At 32.0% G+C, this 18,048-nt stretch carries 14 protein-coding genes; all 14 read left to right on the forward strand.

What is annotated here, in order from left to right:
- Nucleotides 1-31: 31 nt before the first annotated feature.
- The 14 genes from CD129_RS00695 (at nucleotide 32) to glpK (ending at nucleotide 17,933) form a co-directional block, all read left to right on the forward strand.
- A complete protein-coding gene (locus CD129_RS00695; protein WP_115337511.1) occupies nucleotides 32-823 on the forward strand; it encodes a TIGR00282 family metallophosphoesterase in 792 nt (263 codons plus the stop codon).
- 105 nt (nucleotides 824-928) lie between these two features.
- Nucleotides 929-2,686 (forward strand): 2-oxoacid:acceptor oxidoreductase subunit alpha, encoded by a 1,758-nt coding sequence (locus tag CD129_RS00700; RefSeq protein ID WP_115337510.1) that lies wholly within the window; start codon nucleotides 929-931, stop codon nucleotides 2,684-2,686.
- Nucleotides 2,687-3,553: a 2-oxoacid:ferredoxin oxidoreductase subunit beta gene (locus CD129_RS00705; RefSeq protein ID WP_107510023.1), complete on the forward strand. Its 867-nt coding sequence runs from the start codon at nucleotides 2,687-2,689 to the stop codon at nucleotides 3,551-3,553.
- 74 nt (nucleotides 3,554-3,627) lie between these two features.
- Nucleotides 3,628-3,918: a thiamine-binding protein gene (locus CD129_RS00710; protein ID WP_115337509.1), complete on the forward strand. Its 291-nt coding sequence runs from the start codon at nucleotides 3,628-3,630 to the stop codon at nucleotides 3,916-3,918.
- A 127-nt stretch (nucleotides 3,919-4,045) separates the two neighbouring features.
- On the forward strand, nucleotides 4,046-5,770 hold the full coding sequence (locus CD129_RS00715) for an ABC transporter ATP-binding protein (RefSeq protein WP_107510022.1): 1,725 nt from the start codon (nucleotides 4,046-4,048) through the stop codon (nucleotides 5,768-5,770).
- Entirely contained in the window at nucleotides 5,767-7,611 is a 1,845-nt protein-coding gene (locus CD129_RS00720) for an ABC transporter ATP-binding protein (protein WP_115337508.1), read from the forward strand. Before CD129_RS00715 ends, CD129_RS00720 begins: the two co-directional genes overlap by 4 nt.
- A gap of 12 nt (nucleotides 7,612-7,623) precedes the next feature.
- Entirely contained in the window at nucleotides 7,624-8,133 is a 510-nt protein-coding gene (locus tag CD129_RS00725; RefSeq protein ID WP_115337507.1) for a GNAT family N-acetyltransferase, read from the forward strand.
- A gap of 96 nt (nucleotides 8,134-8,229) precedes the next feature.
- Nucleotides 8,230-9,765, forward strand: coding sequence for a tRNA (N6-isopentenyl adenosine(37)-C2)-methylthiotransferase MiaB (gene miaB, locus CD129_RS00730; RefSeq protein WP_107510019.1), 1,536 nt, complete (start codon nucleotides 8,230-8,232; stop codon nucleotides 9,763-9,765).
- Nucleotides 9,766-10,197 carry a YlbF/YmcA family competence regulator gene (locus CD129_RS00735; RefSeq protein ID WP_115337506.1) on the forward strand — a complete coding sequence of 144 codons (432 nt, stop codon included), beginning with the start codon at nucleotides 9,766-9,768 and terminating at the stop codon, nucleotides 10,195-10,197.
- A 117-nt stretch (nucleotides 10,198-10,314) separates the two neighbouring features.
- Complete coding sequence (mutS, locus tag CD129_RS00740; protein WP_115337505.1) at nucleotides 10,315-12,840, forward strand: DNA mismatch repair protein MutS; 2,526 nt, start codon at nucleotides 10,315-10,317, stop codon at nucleotides 12,838-12,840.
- A gap of 14 nt (nucleotides 12,841-12,854) precedes the next feature.
- Complete coding sequence (gene mutL, locus CD129_RS00745) at nucleotides 12,855-14,855, forward strand: DNA mismatch repair endonuclease MutL (protein WP_115337504.1); 2,001 nt, start codon at nucleotides 12,855-12,857, stop codon at nucleotides 14,853-14,855.
- A 9-nt stretch (nucleotides 14,856-14,864) separates the two neighbouring features.
- Complete coding sequence (locus CD129_RS00750; RefSeq protein WP_078356287.1) at nucleotides 14,865-15,398, forward strand: glycerol-3-phosphate responsive antiterminator; 534 nt, start codon at nucleotides 14,865-14,867, stop codon at nucleotides 15,396-15,398.
- A 196-nt stretch (nucleotides 15,399-15,594) separates the two neighbouring features.
- Nucleotides 15,595-16,413 (forward strand): MIP/aquaporin family protein, encoded by an 819-nt coding sequence (locus CD129_RS00755; RefSeq protein ID WP_078356288.1) that lies wholly within the window; start codon nucleotides 15,595-15,597, stop codon nucleotides 16,411-16,413.
- Nucleotides 16,414-16,439: 26 nt separating this feature from the next.
- Nucleotides 16,440-17,933, forward strand: coding sequence for a glycerol kinase GlpK (glpK, locus tag CD129_RS00760; protein ID WP_078356289.1), 1,494 nt, complete (start codon nucleotides 16,440-16,442; stop codon nucleotides 17,931-17,933).
- Nucleotides 17,934-18,048: the final 115 nt, after the last annotated feature.

The following is an 18,048-nucleotide window of genomic DNA, read 5'->3' on the forward strand; positions in this document are numbered from 1 at the left end:
GAATATATAGTGTATAGAGAGGATGTCAATATTGAGAATTTTATTTATAGGTGATATTGTAGGTAAATTAGGAAGAGAGCAATTAGAAAATTATTTACCAAAAATTAAAGCAAGTTATAAACCAACTTTAACCATTGTGAATGCAGAAAATGCTGCTCACGGCAAAGGATTAACAGAAAAATTATATAAAGAAATATTACGTATGGGTGCTGACTTTTTAACAATGGGAAACCATACATATGGTCAAAGGGAAATATACGATTTTATAGGTCAAGCTAACAGAATGGTACGACCTGCAAATTTTCCTGAAGAAGCACCTGGAATAGGTATGAGAATTATTAAAGTAAATGATAAAGATATTGCAATTATTAATTTACAAGGCCGTTCATTCATGCCAGCAATAGATTGCCCATTTAAAAAAGCAGATGAACTAATTGAACAAGCATCGAAAATAACACCATATATATTTGTAGACTTTCACGCTGAAACAACGTCTGAAAAGAATGCAATGGGTTGGTATTTGAATGGGCGAGTGAGTGCTATGGTTGGAACACATACACACATTCAAACTTCTGATGAGCGCGTGTTAAATGGTGGTACAGCATATATTACGGACGTAGGAATGACAGGATACTATGATGGTGTTCTTGGCATTAAAAAAGAAGAAGTTATAGAAAGATTTATAACAAGCTTGCCACAACGTCATAATTTGCCAGATGAAGGTAGAAAAGTATTGTCTGGTGTAATTATTGATCTCAATGCAGAAGGTAAGGCTAAAAAAATTCAAAGAGTTTTAATTAACGATGATCATCCATTTGAATAGTATCGTCCATTAGACTGATTTTTACTAAAGCCCTTTAATTTCATAGGATTAAAGGGCTTTTTTTGTTATGATATAAATTGAGATATTACATGGGGAGGCCATAAAATGAAATCACAAATTTCATGGAAAGTTGGCGGACAGCAAGGTGAAGGAATTGAATCAACAGGTGAAATTTTTGCAACTGCTATGAACCGCCAAGGATATTATTTATACGGATACCGTCATTTTTCAAGTAGAATTAAAGGCGGTCATACGAACAATAAAATTAGAGTATCGTCGAAGCCAGTTAGAGCTATAAGTGACGATTTAGATATATTGATTGCATTCGACCAAGAAACAATAGATGTAAATTATGGTGAAATGCTTGAAGGAAGTATAATAATTGCTGATGAAAAAGCTAAACCACAAAATCCTGAAGATAGTAAAGCTCAATTAGTAAGTCTTCCGTTTACAGGTGTAGCTAAAGAACTAGGAACTGCTTTAATGAAAAATATGGTTGCTGTAGGTGCAACATGTGCAGTTATGAATTTAGATACAAAAGTATTTGAATCATTAATTAAAGATTTGTTCGGTAAAAAAGGCGAGAGTGTTGTAGATTTAAATATACAAGCTTTAAATGAAGGCTATCGCTTAATGAAAGAAGAAATGGAAAGTTTAAATAGCGAACATACATTAGAACGTATTGATTCAGAAGGTCATTTATTCATGATAGGTAATGATGCAATTGGTTTAGGTGCAGTTGCAGCAGGTGTTAGATTTATGGCAGCTTATCCAATTACACCAGCTTCTGAAATTATGGAATACATGATAGATCGCTTACCTGCTTTAGGTGGTGCTGTTATCCAAACTGAAGATGAAATTGCAGCATGTACTATGGCGATTGGTTCTAACTATGCTGGCGTACGTTCATTTACATCATCAGCAGGACCAGGATTATCATTGATGATGGAATCTATTGGTTTATCAGGTATGACTGAAACACCACTTGTTATAGTTAATACACAACGTGGTGGTCCATCAACAGGTTTACCAACTAAACAAGAACAGTCTGATTTAATGCAAATGATTTATGGTACACATGGTGATATTCCTAAAATTGTGTTAGCGCCAACAAGTGCAAGTGATGCATTCTATTTAACGATAGAAGCATTTAACTTAGCTGAAGAATATCAATGTCCAGTAATTTTATTATCAGATTTACAATTGTCATTAGGTAAACAAACAGTTGAATCTTTAGATTATGATAAAGTTGAAATTCGTCGTGGAGCATTAGTTGAAGGTGATTTAGAAGCACAAGAAGATAAAGCATACTTTAAGCGTTATGCATTAACTGATTCAGGTGTTTCACCTCGTGTATTACCTGGAACTAAAGGTGGAATCCACCATGTTACAGGTGTAGAACATAATGAAGAAGGTAAGCCTTCTGAAAGTGCTGAAAATAGACAAAAGCAAATGGATAAACGTATGCGAAAAACTGCTCAATTGCTAATCGATGAGCCAGTTGAATCAAATGAAAAATATGATGAAGCGGATATTCTTTATGTAGGATTTATATCAACTGCTGGAGCAATTGATGAGGCGATTTCTAGATTGGATCATCAAGGCGCTAAAGTAAATCATATTCAAATAAGACAATTACATCCATTTCCTTCAGACGTTGTACAAGAAGCATTCAATAAAGCTAAAAAAGTAGTAGTAGCTGAACATAATTATCAAGGTCAACTATCTAATATTATTAAAATGAATATAAATCATCAAAATAAAATCATAAACCAAACAAAATATGATGGTACACCATTCTTACCACATGAAATTGAAGATAAAGCATTAGAAATAGTAAGCAATTTGAAGGAGTTGATATAATTGGCAACATTCAAAGATTTTAGAAATAATGTTAAACCAAACTGGTGCCCAGGATGTGGAGATTTCTCAGTACAAGCCGCAATTCAAAAGGCTGCAGCTAATGTAGGGCTAGAACCAGAAGAAGTTGCACTTATTACAGGTATCGGTTGTTCTGGACGATTAAGTGGATATGTAAATTCATATGGTGTCCATTCTATACACGGTCGTTCATTACCGTTAGCTCAAGGCGTTAAAATGGCTAATAAAGACCTAACAGTTATAGCATCTGGAGGAGATGGTGATGGCTTTGCAATCGGTATGGGCCATACGATTCATGCCTTAAGAAGAAACATGGATATGACTTATATTGTAATGGATAATCAAATTTATGGATTAACTAAAGGACAAACATCGCCAAGTTCTGCAAAGGGTTTTGTTACTAAATCAACTCCGAAAGGAAACATTGAACAAAATGTAGCGCCTTTAGAACTTGCTATTTCATCAGGTGCGACTTTTGTAGCACAAAGTTTCTCAAGTGATATTAAAGAATTAACAAATATCATTGAAGAAGCGATTAATCATAAAGGATTTTCTTTTGTTAATGTATTCTCACCATGTGTGACATACAACAAAATTAACACGTATGATTGGTTTAAAGAGAATTTAACGAAACTTGCTGATATTGAAGATTACGATAATTCAAATAAAGCTCAAGCTATGCAAACAGTGCTTGATACAGAATCTATGATTACAGGTATTATTTATCAAGATAAAGAAACACCATCATATGAATCTCAAATAGAGCAATTTGATGAAGAACCTCTTGTTAAAAAATCATTAAAACTTGAAAAAAATCAATTTGATGAACTTGTTTCTCAATTTAAATAATTGTATAATAGTCACACTTTAAGCTCATAGATTTATCTATGGGCTTTTTTTCTAAATTGAAGGGAGAACATAAAATGACAAATACGTTAATGAGCATTCAAATTATTCCCAAACATAATGAAACAGAAGTTATACTATTAGTTGATGAGGCAATTAAAGTAATCGACCAATCTGGATTGAAATATGAAGTTCATCCTTTAGAAACGACAATTGAAGGAGAAATGAATGCTTGTTTGATTTTAATAGAGCAAATAAATGAAAGAATGGCTGAACTTGAATGTGAAAGTATTATTTCTCAAATAAAGTTTTATCATGTTCCAGAAGGTATAACTATGGAATCTTTAACAGAAAAATATAAAGAATAAACCACTTTTTTTAATATTATTTTTAATTGTATGAAAATGAATCATAATTAAAGTTAAGTAGAAGTTAAAATAAAAAGGAGAATGTTATAGAAATATTTCGTTTTATGAAATAAAGGGGACGAGCAAATTGAAGACAGTACTTAAATTTATTAAACCGTATAAATGGCTATTCGCATTAGGTTTAATATTAATGTTAGTAGAGCTAGCAGTAGAATTAGTTCAACCAATTTTTATATCTGAAATTATAGATAACGGTATTTTGAAGGATGATTTAAATCACGTTTATTTATATTTAGCAATTATGCTTGTAACAGGTTTAGCTGCACTAGTTTCTGGTGTGTGGAATAGCTTCGTAGCAGGTCATGTCAGTCAAGCATTTGCTTATGATTTAAGGACTGCCCAATTTAGCAAGATACAAACTTTTTCTTTAGCAACCTTAGAAAAATTTAAAACGTCTAGCTTAATCACTAGATTAACAAGTGATGTAAACAATTGTGATCAAGCAGTTTATATGTCAATTAGAATTATGTTAAGAGCACCATTGATGATTATTGGTAGTATAATAATGAGCTTTGTTGTTGAACCTAGGTTAGCGATTTACTTAGTTATAGGTACACCAATTATTTTTATAATTATTTTTATAATTGCTCGAACGGGATCTAAACTATTCACTAAAATTCAAAGAAAGTTTGATGAAATGAATAGATTTTTCCAACAAAATTTGGAAGCAGTTAGATTGATTAAAGCAAGTCAAACGAGTGAACAGGAAACAAGTCAGTTTAAAGAAAAAATTAAAGATATTAGACACAATTATACATATGCATTAAGACTTATGGAACTTATCAATCCATCATTATTACTGATTATAAATGGTAGTATTTTAGCTGTTATTTGGTTTGGTTCAGATATGGTAAATCAATCTACATTAGAAATAGGTAAGCTCGTTGCCATTTTAAATTATGGAATGAGAATGCAAGGTGGCTTTGGTATGTTAGCATTTTTAATTATGACATTAAGTAGAATGAAAGCTTCAAGTGACCGCATTGAAGAAGTGCTAATTACAGAATCAGATGAACGAGTGATAAATGACGAAGTAAACCATTCTTCAAATTATGCTTATAGTATTTCATTTAAAGATGTTTCATTTACATATCCAAATGCACATAATCCTGTATTAGAAAATATTAGTTTTGATGTTAAACCTAAAGAAACTTTTGCGATTATGGGTGCTACTGGTTCAGGCAAGTCAACATTATTAAGTTTAATACCTAAAATGTACAAAGCAACATCTGGCGAAATATTATTAAATAACAAAAATGTGAATGACTGGGATATAGAAGCTTTAAGAGATGCTATTGGTTATGTACCTCAAAAAGCACTTTTATTTTCAGGAACAATATATGAGAATTTGCAGTTTGGAGATCCGTCTGCAGAAATAGAAGAATTAGAAATGTCATCTGAAAAAGCACAAATTCATCAATCTATTGAGCGTTTTGATAATCAGTATGACACTTTAATTGGTCAGCAAGGTGTAACTTTATCAGGTGGTCAAAAACAAAGACTGTCAATCGCTAGAGCTCTCGTAAGAAAGCCGGGGTTATTAATCTTAGATGATTCTACTTCAGCATTAGACATTAAGACAGAATCGGCTTTATGGGATGCATTAGAAGATGAAGATACAACGAAGTTAATAGTGACTCAAAAGATTTCAACAGCTAAGACCGCTGATCGAATTATGTTACTTGTAGATGGACGGATTGAAGCAATAGATACACATGAGTCTCTATTAGCAACATCAAGACTTTATAAAGAAATCGCCAATAGTCAAGAAAGTGCGGTGAGTTCATCATGAGTATAAAACAACCTTATGGTCATCAGCCTGTTTTCAAAGCTGCAGATTTTTCAAAAAAGAATCCGAAAAAGAAAAAAAGAGCACGTGATACTAAAGGAACATTACTTAATATTTGGAATTTAATTGATGAAAAGCGAATTCAATTGATAATCGTAATATTTATGATTGTATGTGCTTCAATATTGAGTCTAATTGGACCATTTTTAATCGGTCGTATAATCGATACAAAAGTTATACCTAAAGATTTAAGTGGTCTCCCTCAATATATTGTAATCATACTGATTGTTTATGTATCATTATCCATAACTTCATATATTGGATCATTTATGATGGTGAGCATTGCACAACGTACAGTCTATTTATTAAGAGATCAACTTTTTAAACATTTTCAAAAGTTGCCAGTATCATATTATGATAAGAAGCAACATGGCGAATTAATGAGTCGAATGCAAAATGATATTGAAAATGTATCACAAGTTTTAAATTCATCGTTCATTCAATTTACTTCTAGTGTAGTGACATTAATAGGTACACTTTCAATAATGCTCTATTTAAGTCCGTTACTCACACTATTAACTATGACGATCATTCCAATCATGTTCGTGAGTTTAAGCTGGATTACAGCACGTACGAGTGTATTATATGCTTTAAGGCAAAAACAACTCGGTATTATGAATGGCTATATTGAAGAAATTGTGAACGGTCAAACAGTGGTTAAAGCATTTTCTCAAGAAAAATATGTAATGGAAACATTCAATGAAAAAGCAAGAAATGTAAAAGAATATAGTTTCTGGTCAACAACAATTGGTGGCATGATACCAAAAGTAATGAACTACTTAAATAATTTAAGTTTTGCTATCGTAGCAGGAATTGGTGGTATTTTAGCTTTAAATAATGCAGCTGGGGTAACAGTCGGTGTTATAGTTATTTTTGCAGAATATGCGAGACAATTCACACGACCTTTATCAGATTTAGCAAACCAATTTAATACTGTATTATCAGCTATTGCCGGTGCTGAACGTGTATTTGATATTATGAATGAACCAGTTGAAAAAGATGAAGACGATGCATCAGATTACGAAGATATAAAAGGTACTATTGAATTCGAAAATGTTGTATTCAAGTATGATAAGACTCAAAAAAATCCAACAATCAAAGACTTGTCCTTTAAAATAAATAATGGTGAATCGGTAGCATTAGTTGGTGCTACTGGAGCTGGTAAAACAACAATTGTTCAACTTATATTACATTATTATGATGTACAAAGTGGAAAAATTCTTATAGATGATATTCCAATCAATAAAATGACGCGAAAGTCTTTAAGGAAAGAAATAGGTGTTGTGTTACAAGACCCATATTTATTCGATGGAACGATAAAAGATAATATTATGTATGGCACACCAAACGCAACTTATGAACAAGTAATTGAGGCTTCTAAAAAAGCAAATGCACACGAATTTATTAAAGAGCTTGAGAGTGGTTATGAAACTGTTTTAAAAGGGGAATCCGGCTCATTGTCACAAGGGGAAAGACAACTTGTATCAATAGCAAGATGTTTGTTACAAGACCCTAAAATCTTACTGTTAGATGAAGCGACAAGTAGTATAGATACAGTGACAGAAATAAAAATTCAAGAAGCTTTAGAAACTTTAATGATCGGTAGAACGAGTATTATTATTGCCCATAGGTTGAATACTGTTAAAAAAGCAGATTTAGTATTTGTATTGGCAAACGGAGAACTTATTGAATCAGGTACACAACAAGCTTTAATAGAGCAACAAGGCATTTATTATCATATGCTAAATGCGAATGACGAAGAACAAATTAAAGAACTGCATTAAAGAGGTGAATTTATGGAATTTAGAGAAATAAATACAGATATCGAAAGCATGTTTACAGAGTATATAAGTGAATGGTATGAAAATGAAGAAAGTGTGGTTCCATGGTCAACTGATGTAAAACACCATGGTGGATTCAAAGACATGTTAATGATGCAAAAAGAAGCAATTAATCCAATTAACAAAGACTTTGTAAAAGCAAAAACATTTGTCTTAATAGATAATCAGCATATTGTAGGTGCTGTAAATATTAGATATGCACTAAATGAATTCTTGGAAAATAAAGGTGGACATGTTGGTTATGGGGTAAGAAAAAGTGAAAGAGGTAAAGGGTATGCAACAAAATTGTTAGAGTATGCACTGATAGAATTACGTGAAGAATCAGTTGAAAAAGCGCTCATAACATGTGATAAAAATAATTTAGCAAGTCAAAAGGTTATTATTCATAACAATGGTGTTGAAGCAGAACCTTTTATATCAGATGACAACGAAATTACAAAAAGATTTTGGATTAATCTTGAATAAATGTTAACTGTGAAAATATTTAAACTTTTTTGCACTTTGTGTTGAACTCTAATATAATATAAAGATGTAAATATATGGGCAGAAAGGGTTTTGACATTGAATGAAGAGCAAAGAAAACATGGTGCTAATGCGAAGACAGAACCTAATTTAGAAAAAGATTATAGCAAATACTTCGAACATGTTTATCAACCTCCAAACTTAAAGGAAGCTAAACAAAGAGGTAAATCACAAATTGAATATCATGATGATTTTAAAATAGATGAGCGACATAGAGGGATGGGGAAAGGTCGTAAATTCTATATTAGAACTTATGGTTGTCAAATGAATGAACATGATACAGAAGTTATGGCGGGAATATTCCAAGCGTTAGGATATGCACCAACTCATTCTGTTGATGATGCAGATGTGATTTTACTTAATACTTGTGCAATAAGAGAAAATGCTGAAAACAAAGTATTTAGTGAGATTGGTAATTTAAAGCATCTTAAACAAGAAAGACCAGACTGTTTAATTGGTGTATGTGGATGTATGTCTCAAGAAGAATCAGTTGTAAATAAAATTCTCAAATCATACCAAAATGTTGATATGATTTTCGGTACACATAATATTCATAGATTGCCAGAAATTTTAGAAGAAGCGTATATGTCTAAAGCAATGGTAGTTGAAGTGTGGTCAAAAGAAGGAGATGTTATTGAAAATTTACCTAAAGTTAGAAATGGTAGAATAAAAGCATGGGTAAATATAATGTATGGATGTGATAAGTTCTGTACGTATTGCATCGTACCATTCACACGTGGTAAAGAAAGAAGTCGTATGCCAGAAGAAATTATTGCTGAAGTTAGAGATTTAGCACGACAAGGTTATCAAGAAATATGTCTATTAGGTCAAAATGTAAATGCATATGGTAAAGATATTGAAGGATTAAATTATGGTCTAGGTGATTTATTAAATGATATGACTAAAATTGACATACCAAGAGTTCGCTTTACAACGAGTCATCCATGGGATTTTGATGATCGATTAATTGAAGTGATTAAAAATGGTGGAAATATCGTACCTCACATACATTTACCTGTTCAATCTGGTAATAATCAAGTACTAAAAATTATGGGTCGTAAATATACTCGTGAAAGTTATCTTGAGCTAGTTCAAAAGATTAGAGCAGCAATACCAGATGTTGCATTGACAACTGACATCATTGTTGGCTATCCTAATGAGACAGAAGAACAATTTTTGGAAACGATTAAACTTTATCATGAAGTTGGATTTGAACATGCATATACGTATGTATATTCACCTAGAGAAGGTACGCCAGCAGCTAAAATGAAGGATAATGTTCCTGACAAAGAGAAAAAAGCAAGACTTCAAAGATTAAATAAAGTGGTTGGAGAGTATACAGCTAAATCATTGAAACCATACGAAGGACAAGAAGTATATGTATTATGCGAAGGTTCTAGTAAAAGAGATGATGAAGTATTAGCTGGATATACTGAAAAAAATAAATTAGTTAACTTTAAAGGTTCAAAAGATGTAATAGGAAAAATAGTAAAAGTTAAAATAACTGAAGCTAAGCAATATTCATTAAATGGTGAATTTATAGAGATTGTATCTAAAGAAAAGGTGGTACATTAAATGTATACAAAAGAAGGTATTCTTGATCAAGCAAGAAAATTAGGTAAAATGATGTCTGAAACAGAAGAAGTAGATTTCTTTAAACGCGCTGAAGCTCAAATACATGAGAATCAAACTGTAAGAGAAAAAATGGCAAGTTTAAAATCATTACAAAAACAAGCTGTCAATTTCCAAAACTATGGTAAAGAAAAAGCATTAGCAATGGTTGAAGCTAAAATAGAAAATATAGAAAAAGAATTAGATGAAATGCCAATAGTAAGTGAATTTAAAGAAGCTCAAGTAGAAGTAAATGAACTGTTACAAATGGTGTCTCATTCAATTAGTCATACTGTTACAAATGAAATTATTGAATCAACAGGTGGGAATCAGCTTACTGGTGAAACAGGTGCTGCAGTGAATAATGCACCAAATACGAGCAGTTGTTCACATTAATAAACATAATCATTAGTCTGCCAATGCGTAGGCTAATGATTTTTTTTTACTCGTTTATTGTTAGAAATTTTGATAAAATAGATAAATCGAAAGTTAAAAAAAGGAACGTGAAAATAGATGTCTAAACCAACGCCAATGATGGCTCAATATTTAAAGATAAAATCACAATACCAAGATACATTATTATTTTTTAGATTAGGTGACTTTTATGAAATGTTCTATGATGATGCAGTTGAAGCATCTAGAGTTTTAGAAATTACTTTAACTAGAAGAGATGCTAAAAAAGATCCAATTCCTATGTGTGGTGTACCTTATCATTCTGCTTCAGGATATATAGAAAAATTAATATCTAAAGGTTATAAAGTAGCAATTTGTGAGCAAATGGAAGATCCGACTCAAACTAAAGGTATGGTTCGTAGAGAAGTTGTACAAGTAATTACACCGGGTACTGTTATGGACCAAAAAGGAATGGATGAAAAAGCTAATAATTATATTTTAAGTTTTATTAAAGAAGATGGGGAGTTTCATTTAAGTTATTGTGATGTAACGACAGGAGAGTTAAAGGTAACTTCATTCATTGATGAAACAACTTTGATTAACGAAATTACAACGATTCATCCGAATGAAATTATAGTGAATAAAATTTTGCCAAATAATTTGTATAAACAAATTCAACTTATAACTGAAACAATCACTGTTGTAGATAGTTATGATGAACGTGATTACGAAGTTGTAACTAATACTTCTCAAGCTCAAAAGAAATCATTAAATTATTTATTAAATTATATCCATGATAATGGTAAAAGAGATATGCCTCATATAGAAGAAGTTGTGGTGTATAGAGCACTAGATTATATGAAAATGGATTTTTATGCTAAAAGAAATCTTGAATTAACTGAAAGTATTAGACTTAAATCAAAAAAAGGAACACTTTTATGGTTAATGGATGATACAAAAACGCCAATGGGAGCAAGAAGATTAAAACAATGGATTGATAGACCATTAATTAAACAACGAGATATTGAACAAAGATTAGATGCTGTTGAACTATTGGTCAACGGATTTATTGAACGTGATGAGTTAAGAAGTTACTTGAATATGGTATATGATATAGAAAGACTAGTTGGAAGAGTAAGTTATGGTAATGTGAATGCTAAAGACTTAATTCAATTAAATTATTCAATAAAACAAATTCCGTATATTAAGGAAATTATAGAAAGACTAGATTCAAATTCAATTGAAAGATTTAAAGAGCTTAAACCGTTAAGAGATTTAGAACATTTACTTGAAGAAAGCTTAGTTGAAGATCCGCCAATCTCAGTAAAAGAAGGTGGAATATTTAAAAAAGGATACCATGAAACACTTGATCAATATAAAGAAGCATCTACAAATGGTAAACAATGGATTGCAGAGTTACAGTTGAAAGAAAGAGAAAGAACCGGTGTGAAATCATTAAAAGTAAGCTTTAATAAAGTTTTCGGATATTATATAGAAATTACTAGAGCTAATTTAAATAACATAGATACTGATGCACTCGGTTATCAACGTAAACAGACATTATCAAATGCTGAAAGATTTATTACGGAAGAACTTAAAGAAAAAGAATCTATTATTTTAGGTGCAGAGGATAAAGCGATAGCATTAGAATATCAGTTATTCCTTGAATTAAGACAGAAAGTTAAGGCATTTACTGAACAATTACAAACACAAGCGAAATTGTTATCAGAGATAGATTGTCTACAAAGTTTTGCTGAAATAGCACAAAAAAATCGTTACACAAGACCAATATTTAGTGAAGACAAAACTTTATCATTAAAATCATCTCGTCATCCAGTTGTTGAGAGAGTAATGGATCATAATGATTATGTGCCTAATGACTGCTATTTAGATCAAGAAGGGTTTATATACTTAATAACTGGCCCAAATATGTCTGGTAAAAGTACTTATATGCGACAAATTGCGATTATAAGCATTATGGCTCAAATGGGTGCATATGTACCTGCAGATTACGCGCAATTACCTATATTTGATCAAATATTTACAAGAATTGGTGCTGCAGATGATTTAGTATCAGGTAAAAGTACATTTATGGTTGAAATGTTAGAAGCGGAAAAAGCAATGGTTGGTGCAACAGAAGACAGTTTAATTATTTTTGATGAAATTGGTAGAGGTACATCAACATTTGATGGATTGGCATTAGCGCAATCTATGATTGAGTATGTACATCATCATACAAAGGCAAAGACATTATTTTCTACACACTATCATGAACTTACACATCTTGATGAAACTTTATCTGGACTTAAAAATATTCACGTTGCAGCACAAGAATACCAAGGAGAACTCATTTTCTTGCATAAAGTTAAAGAAGGCGCGGTTGACCAAAGTTATGGTATACATGTTGCAAAATTAACTGATTTGCCTGATGAAATTATAGAAAGAGCACATACTATTCTTCAGGAATTAGAATCTCATACAAAAGTAGAACGTAAAGTTGAAAAATTTGACCAACCTGCATTCCAATTGTTTGAAGAACATAGCCCGTCTGAAATCGAGAAGAAAATTAAATCAATAGATTTGATGAATATAACGCCTATAGAAGCATTAACAAAAATTCAAGAATTACAAAATCAACTTAAATAGAAAGTGTGAGTGCATTGGGAAAAATTAAAGAGCTTGAATTATCTTTAGCCAATAAAATTGCCGCTGGAGAAGTTGTAGAAAGACCTGCTTCTGTCGTGAAAGAATTATTGGAAAATGCAGTAGATGCACAAGCAACTCAAATAGATATAACTATAAAGGAATCAGGCATACAATCAATTAGAGTTGTAGATAATGGAACTGGTATAGAAGAAGAAGACATTAATAAAGCATTTGGAAGACACGCAACAAGCAAAATAAATAATGACTATGACCTATTTCACATACGTACTTTAGGCTTTAGAGGTGAAGCATTAGCGAGTATTTCATCTGTAAGTAGAGTGACTATGAAGACATGTACTGATGGTATGCTTGGACATGAAGTACAAGTTGAAAACGGTGAAATTATTAAACAACAACCGGCAAAAGCTAAAAAAGGTACAGACATACTTGTGAAAGATTTATTTTATAATACGCCAGCAAGGTTGAAATATGTTAAAAGTCTATATACAGAATTAGGTAAGATTACAGATATCGTAAATAGAATGGCGATGAGCCATCCGAATATTTCATTTAATCTCGTATCTGATGATAAAACAGTGCTGTCAACTAATGGATCTGGTAAAACGAACGAAGTGATGGCAGAAATTTATGGCATGAAAATAGCTAAAGATTTAGTGGAAATCAAAGGTGAAACAGATGATTATGTAATGAAAGGTTACGTCTGCAAACCTGAACATACGAGAAGTAATAGACATTATATTTCTATTTTTATTAATGGTAGATACATTAAGAATTTTGTTCTAAATAAAGCTATCATCGAAGGTTATCATACACTTTTACCAATCGGCAGATATCCTATTGTCTATATTAATATTGAAATGGATCCTATATTAGTAGATGTAAACGTACATCCGACTAAACTAGAAGTAAGACTTTCAAAAGAACAATTACTTTATGATTTAATTAATAACAAAATTAAAGAAGCCTTTAGAGGAATGTCTCTAATACCAGGCACTTCTTTAGATAACCATAAGCCTAAAAAATCACAAAAAGAGATTTTTGAACAGCAGAAGTTAGATTTTGAAGCTAAACGTAGTCAGGAACAAGTGAAACAACAAAGTCAAATTGATAATGACACGATAGATGAAACAAATGAATTCAATAAAACGTTTGAAAATAATTACAAACAAAATTCAACGAATAGTACTAACTCACAGCAATGGCAATTTAAAGATAAAAAAGATAACCATTCATTTATAAATGAAGATATAGATACAAACACAGAACATTCGTACATTCAACATGAGGATGAGCAAGCTGATATTGAAAAAACAGAGATTAATAATAACGAATACGAACACGCTGTTGATATAGAAAATACAAATGACAATGATGAACAAAGACAAAATGAAGAGACTAAATCAAATACACCGCGAGTTCCTTATATGGAGGTAGTTGGTCAAGTACATGGAACATATATTATTGCTCAAAATGATACAGGAATGTTTATGATTGACCAACACGCCGCTCAAGAACGTATAAAATATGAATTCTTTAAAGAGAAAATTGGGGAAGTAACGAATGAAACTCAAAGTTTATTGTTGCCATTAACATTTAACTTTTCAAGAGACGAACATATGATTATTGAAAAATATTTGCATCCTTTAGAAGAAGCGGGCATATTCTTAGAACCAATTGGACATCATGATTATATGGTTAGTGAATATCCAGTTTGGTTGCCACATATTGAAGCAGAAGAAATCATTAAAGATATGATTGATTATGTATTAAAACATGAAAAAGTAGATATTAAAAAATTGCGTGAAGATGCGGCCATTATGATGAGTTGTAAAAAATCAATTAAAGCTAATCACTACTTAAGAAATCATGAGATGAGTCATTTGATTGATGAATTAAGAGATACAACTGATCCATTTACTTGTCCACATGGTAGACCAATTATTATTGAATTAACAACTTATGAGTTAGAAAAATTATTTAAAAGAGTCATGTAGGAGGATAAGATGAATAAACATATATTACCGGCTATTCGATCTATGAAAGATATGGAAAAATTCTTTAAGATGGACTATGATCGTTGCGTATTATTAGATACTCATATAGGTCATTTGCAAGGGATTTTAGAACAAATAAAAAAACATGATAAAGAAGTTATGTTGCATATAGATCTTATAAAAGGTTTATCTAATGATGAAGCTGCTGTTGAATATGTTATACAACAATATAAACCACATGGCATTATTTCAACTAAATCAAAAATTATAAGACGTGCGAAAAAGTTAAATACTTTAACGATATTACGAGTGTTTATCTTAGATAGTACCGCCTTGAGTAGAAGCATTGAATTGATTAAACAGTCGGATCCAGACTTAGTAGAAGTTCTGCCAGGTGTTGCAACTAAAGTAATTAAAGAAATCAGTGACCAAACAGGTAAACGTATAATTGCTGGTGGATTAATAAATACGGAACAAGAAATTGAACTTGCTATTGAAAGCGGTGCCCAATATATCACGTCTAGTGATACATCAATTTGGTAAATTGATTTGACAACGTTTTCATATAGTATTATACTTCTAATTAAGTTAATATATGAGATGAGTAAATGAGACCCTCTATGACAAAAAAACTATGCGATAAATTTGTATAATTAATTATGCGAATAATAGGTATAGTTGTAAGTTCGTAGAGGGATTTTTATGTATTAGCACGAAAAATATTAGGAGGGTGTTTAATATGAGTGAATTTTTAGCGGAAGTAATTGGTACAGCCATTTTGATATTATTTGGTGGCGGTGTATGTGCTAACGTTAACCTTAAAGGTGCGTTGGGTAAAGGTGCAGATTGGATCGTTATTTCGTTAGGTTGGGGGCTTGCTGTTATGCTAGGTGTTTATGCAGCTGGTAATGTTTCGGGAGCACATTTAAATCCTGCAGTAACACTTGGGTTTGCAATTGACGGATCATTCCCATGGTCTAAAGTTGTTCCATTCATCATTGCTCAAATGATCGGTGCCATGATTGGTGCAGCACTTGTATGGGCTACATATTTACCACATTGGAAAAAAACTGAAGATCAAGGTGCGAAATTAGCAGTATTCTCTACTGGACCTTCATATCCAAACTATGTTGCCAACTTCTTAAGTGAGATTATTGGAACTATGATCTTAGTTATGGGATTATTGTTTATAGGAGCTAATAAATTTACTGACGGTTTAAATCCACTTATCGTAGGTTTATTAATCGTAGCGATTGGTTTAAGTTTAGGTGGTGCGACTGGTTATGCAATTAACCCAGCTCGTGACATTGGTCCACGTATTATGCATATGTTATTACCAATTCCAGGTAAAGGAAGTTCAAACTGGAAATATGCAGTTGTTCCAATTTTAGGACCTATTGCTGGTGGTATGCTTGGTGCAGCATTGTACAACATTTTATTTAACGGGGTTGTTAATGGTTTAGTTATTTTCTCACTCATCTTTACAGTTGTTGTCGTATTATTCGGTATTGTATTGAATAAAGCGTTACTAAAAGGTGAAGTTTCTGAAATTCTGTAACAAACAAATTTATAGGAGTGTTTAATATGGAAAAATACATTTTATCAATTGACCAAGGTACAACAAGTTCAAGAGCTATACTATTTGATAAAGAGGGAACTATCAAATTTGTTAGCCAACGTGAATTTAAGCAATACTTTCCAAAAGGCGGTTGGGTTGAACATGATGCAAACGAAATTTGGACATCTGTTCTAGCAGTTATTTCTAGTGTGTTGAATGAAAATAACGTTAGTCCTAACCAAATTGAAGGTATCGGAATTACTAACCAAAGGGAAACAGCAGTTGTTTGGGATAAAAATACTGGTCGTCCTGTATACCATGCAATTGTTTGGCAATCTAGACAAACACAAGACATATGTGCAGATTTGAAATCTAGAGATTTAGAACCAATATTTAAAGAGAAAACAGGTTTGTTATTAGATCCTTACTTCTCAGGTACAAAAGTAAAATGGATTCTAGATAATGTTGAAGGTGCTAGAGAAAAAGCTGAAAACGGTGATTTACTATTCGGTACAATTGATACATGGCTAATTTGGAAATTTACTGGAGAAACGCATGTAACAGACTATTCAAATGCAAGTAGAACATTGATGTATAATATTTACGACTTAAAATGGGATGAAGAATTATTAGAATATCTTGATGTTCCAAAATCAATGTTACCTGAAGTTAAACCATCAAGTGAAGTTTATGGTTATACACAAGAACATCATTTCTTCGGTGAAAAAATTGCGATTGCTGGAGTAGCTGGTGACCAACAAGCTGCATTATTTGGCCAAGCTTGTTTCGAAAGTGGAGATGTTAAGAACACTTATGGTACTGGTGGTTTCATGTTAATGAACACAGGTGAAAAAGCAGTGAAATCTGATAGTGGATTACTTACAACATTAGCATATGGTTTAGATGGAAAAGTAAACTATGCACTTGAAGGTAGTATCTTTGTATCTGGATCTGCAATCCAATGGTTAAGAGACGGATTAAGAATGATTAAATCTGCTCCAGCTTCAGAAGAATACGCAAAACGTGTTAAATCTACTGAAGGCGTTTATGTTGTACCAGCATTCGTTGGTTTAGGTACACCATATTGGGATGCTGATGCTAGGGGTGCCATTTTCGGATTAACACGTGGTACTGAAAAAGAACACTTCATTAGAGCAACATTAGAGTCATTATGTTATCAAACAAGAGATGTGTTAGAAGCAATGGAAAAAGACTCTGGTATTAATGTTGAGACATTAAGAGTTGATGGCGGAGCAGTTAAGAATAATTTCTTAATGCAATTCCAAGCAGATATTGTAAACACACCGGTTGAAAGACCTGAAGTAAATGAAACTACTGCACTAGGTGCTGCTTACTTAGCTGGATTAGCGGTAGGTTTCTGGAAATCAAAAGATGAAATACAACAAAGATGGAAATTAGAAACAGAATTCAAACCTGAACTTGAAGAAGAAGAAAGAGAAAAACTTTACAAAGGTTGGAAAACTGCAGTAAAAGCCACTCAAGCTTTTAAATTAGATTAAGTTGTGTTATCATTAAGGTAAGTTAATATTCCGTAGAGACGTGAGAGGCTTTGTTCGTACAATTTATTGTAGGGATGAGTCTCTCATTTTTTTACATTTTATAGGAGGAAATGAT

The organism is Mammaliicoccus fleurettii, assembly GCF_003970575.1.
Lineage (GTDB): Bacteria > Bacillota > Bacilli > Staphylococcales > Staphylococcaceae > Mammaliicoccus > Mammaliicoccus fleurettii.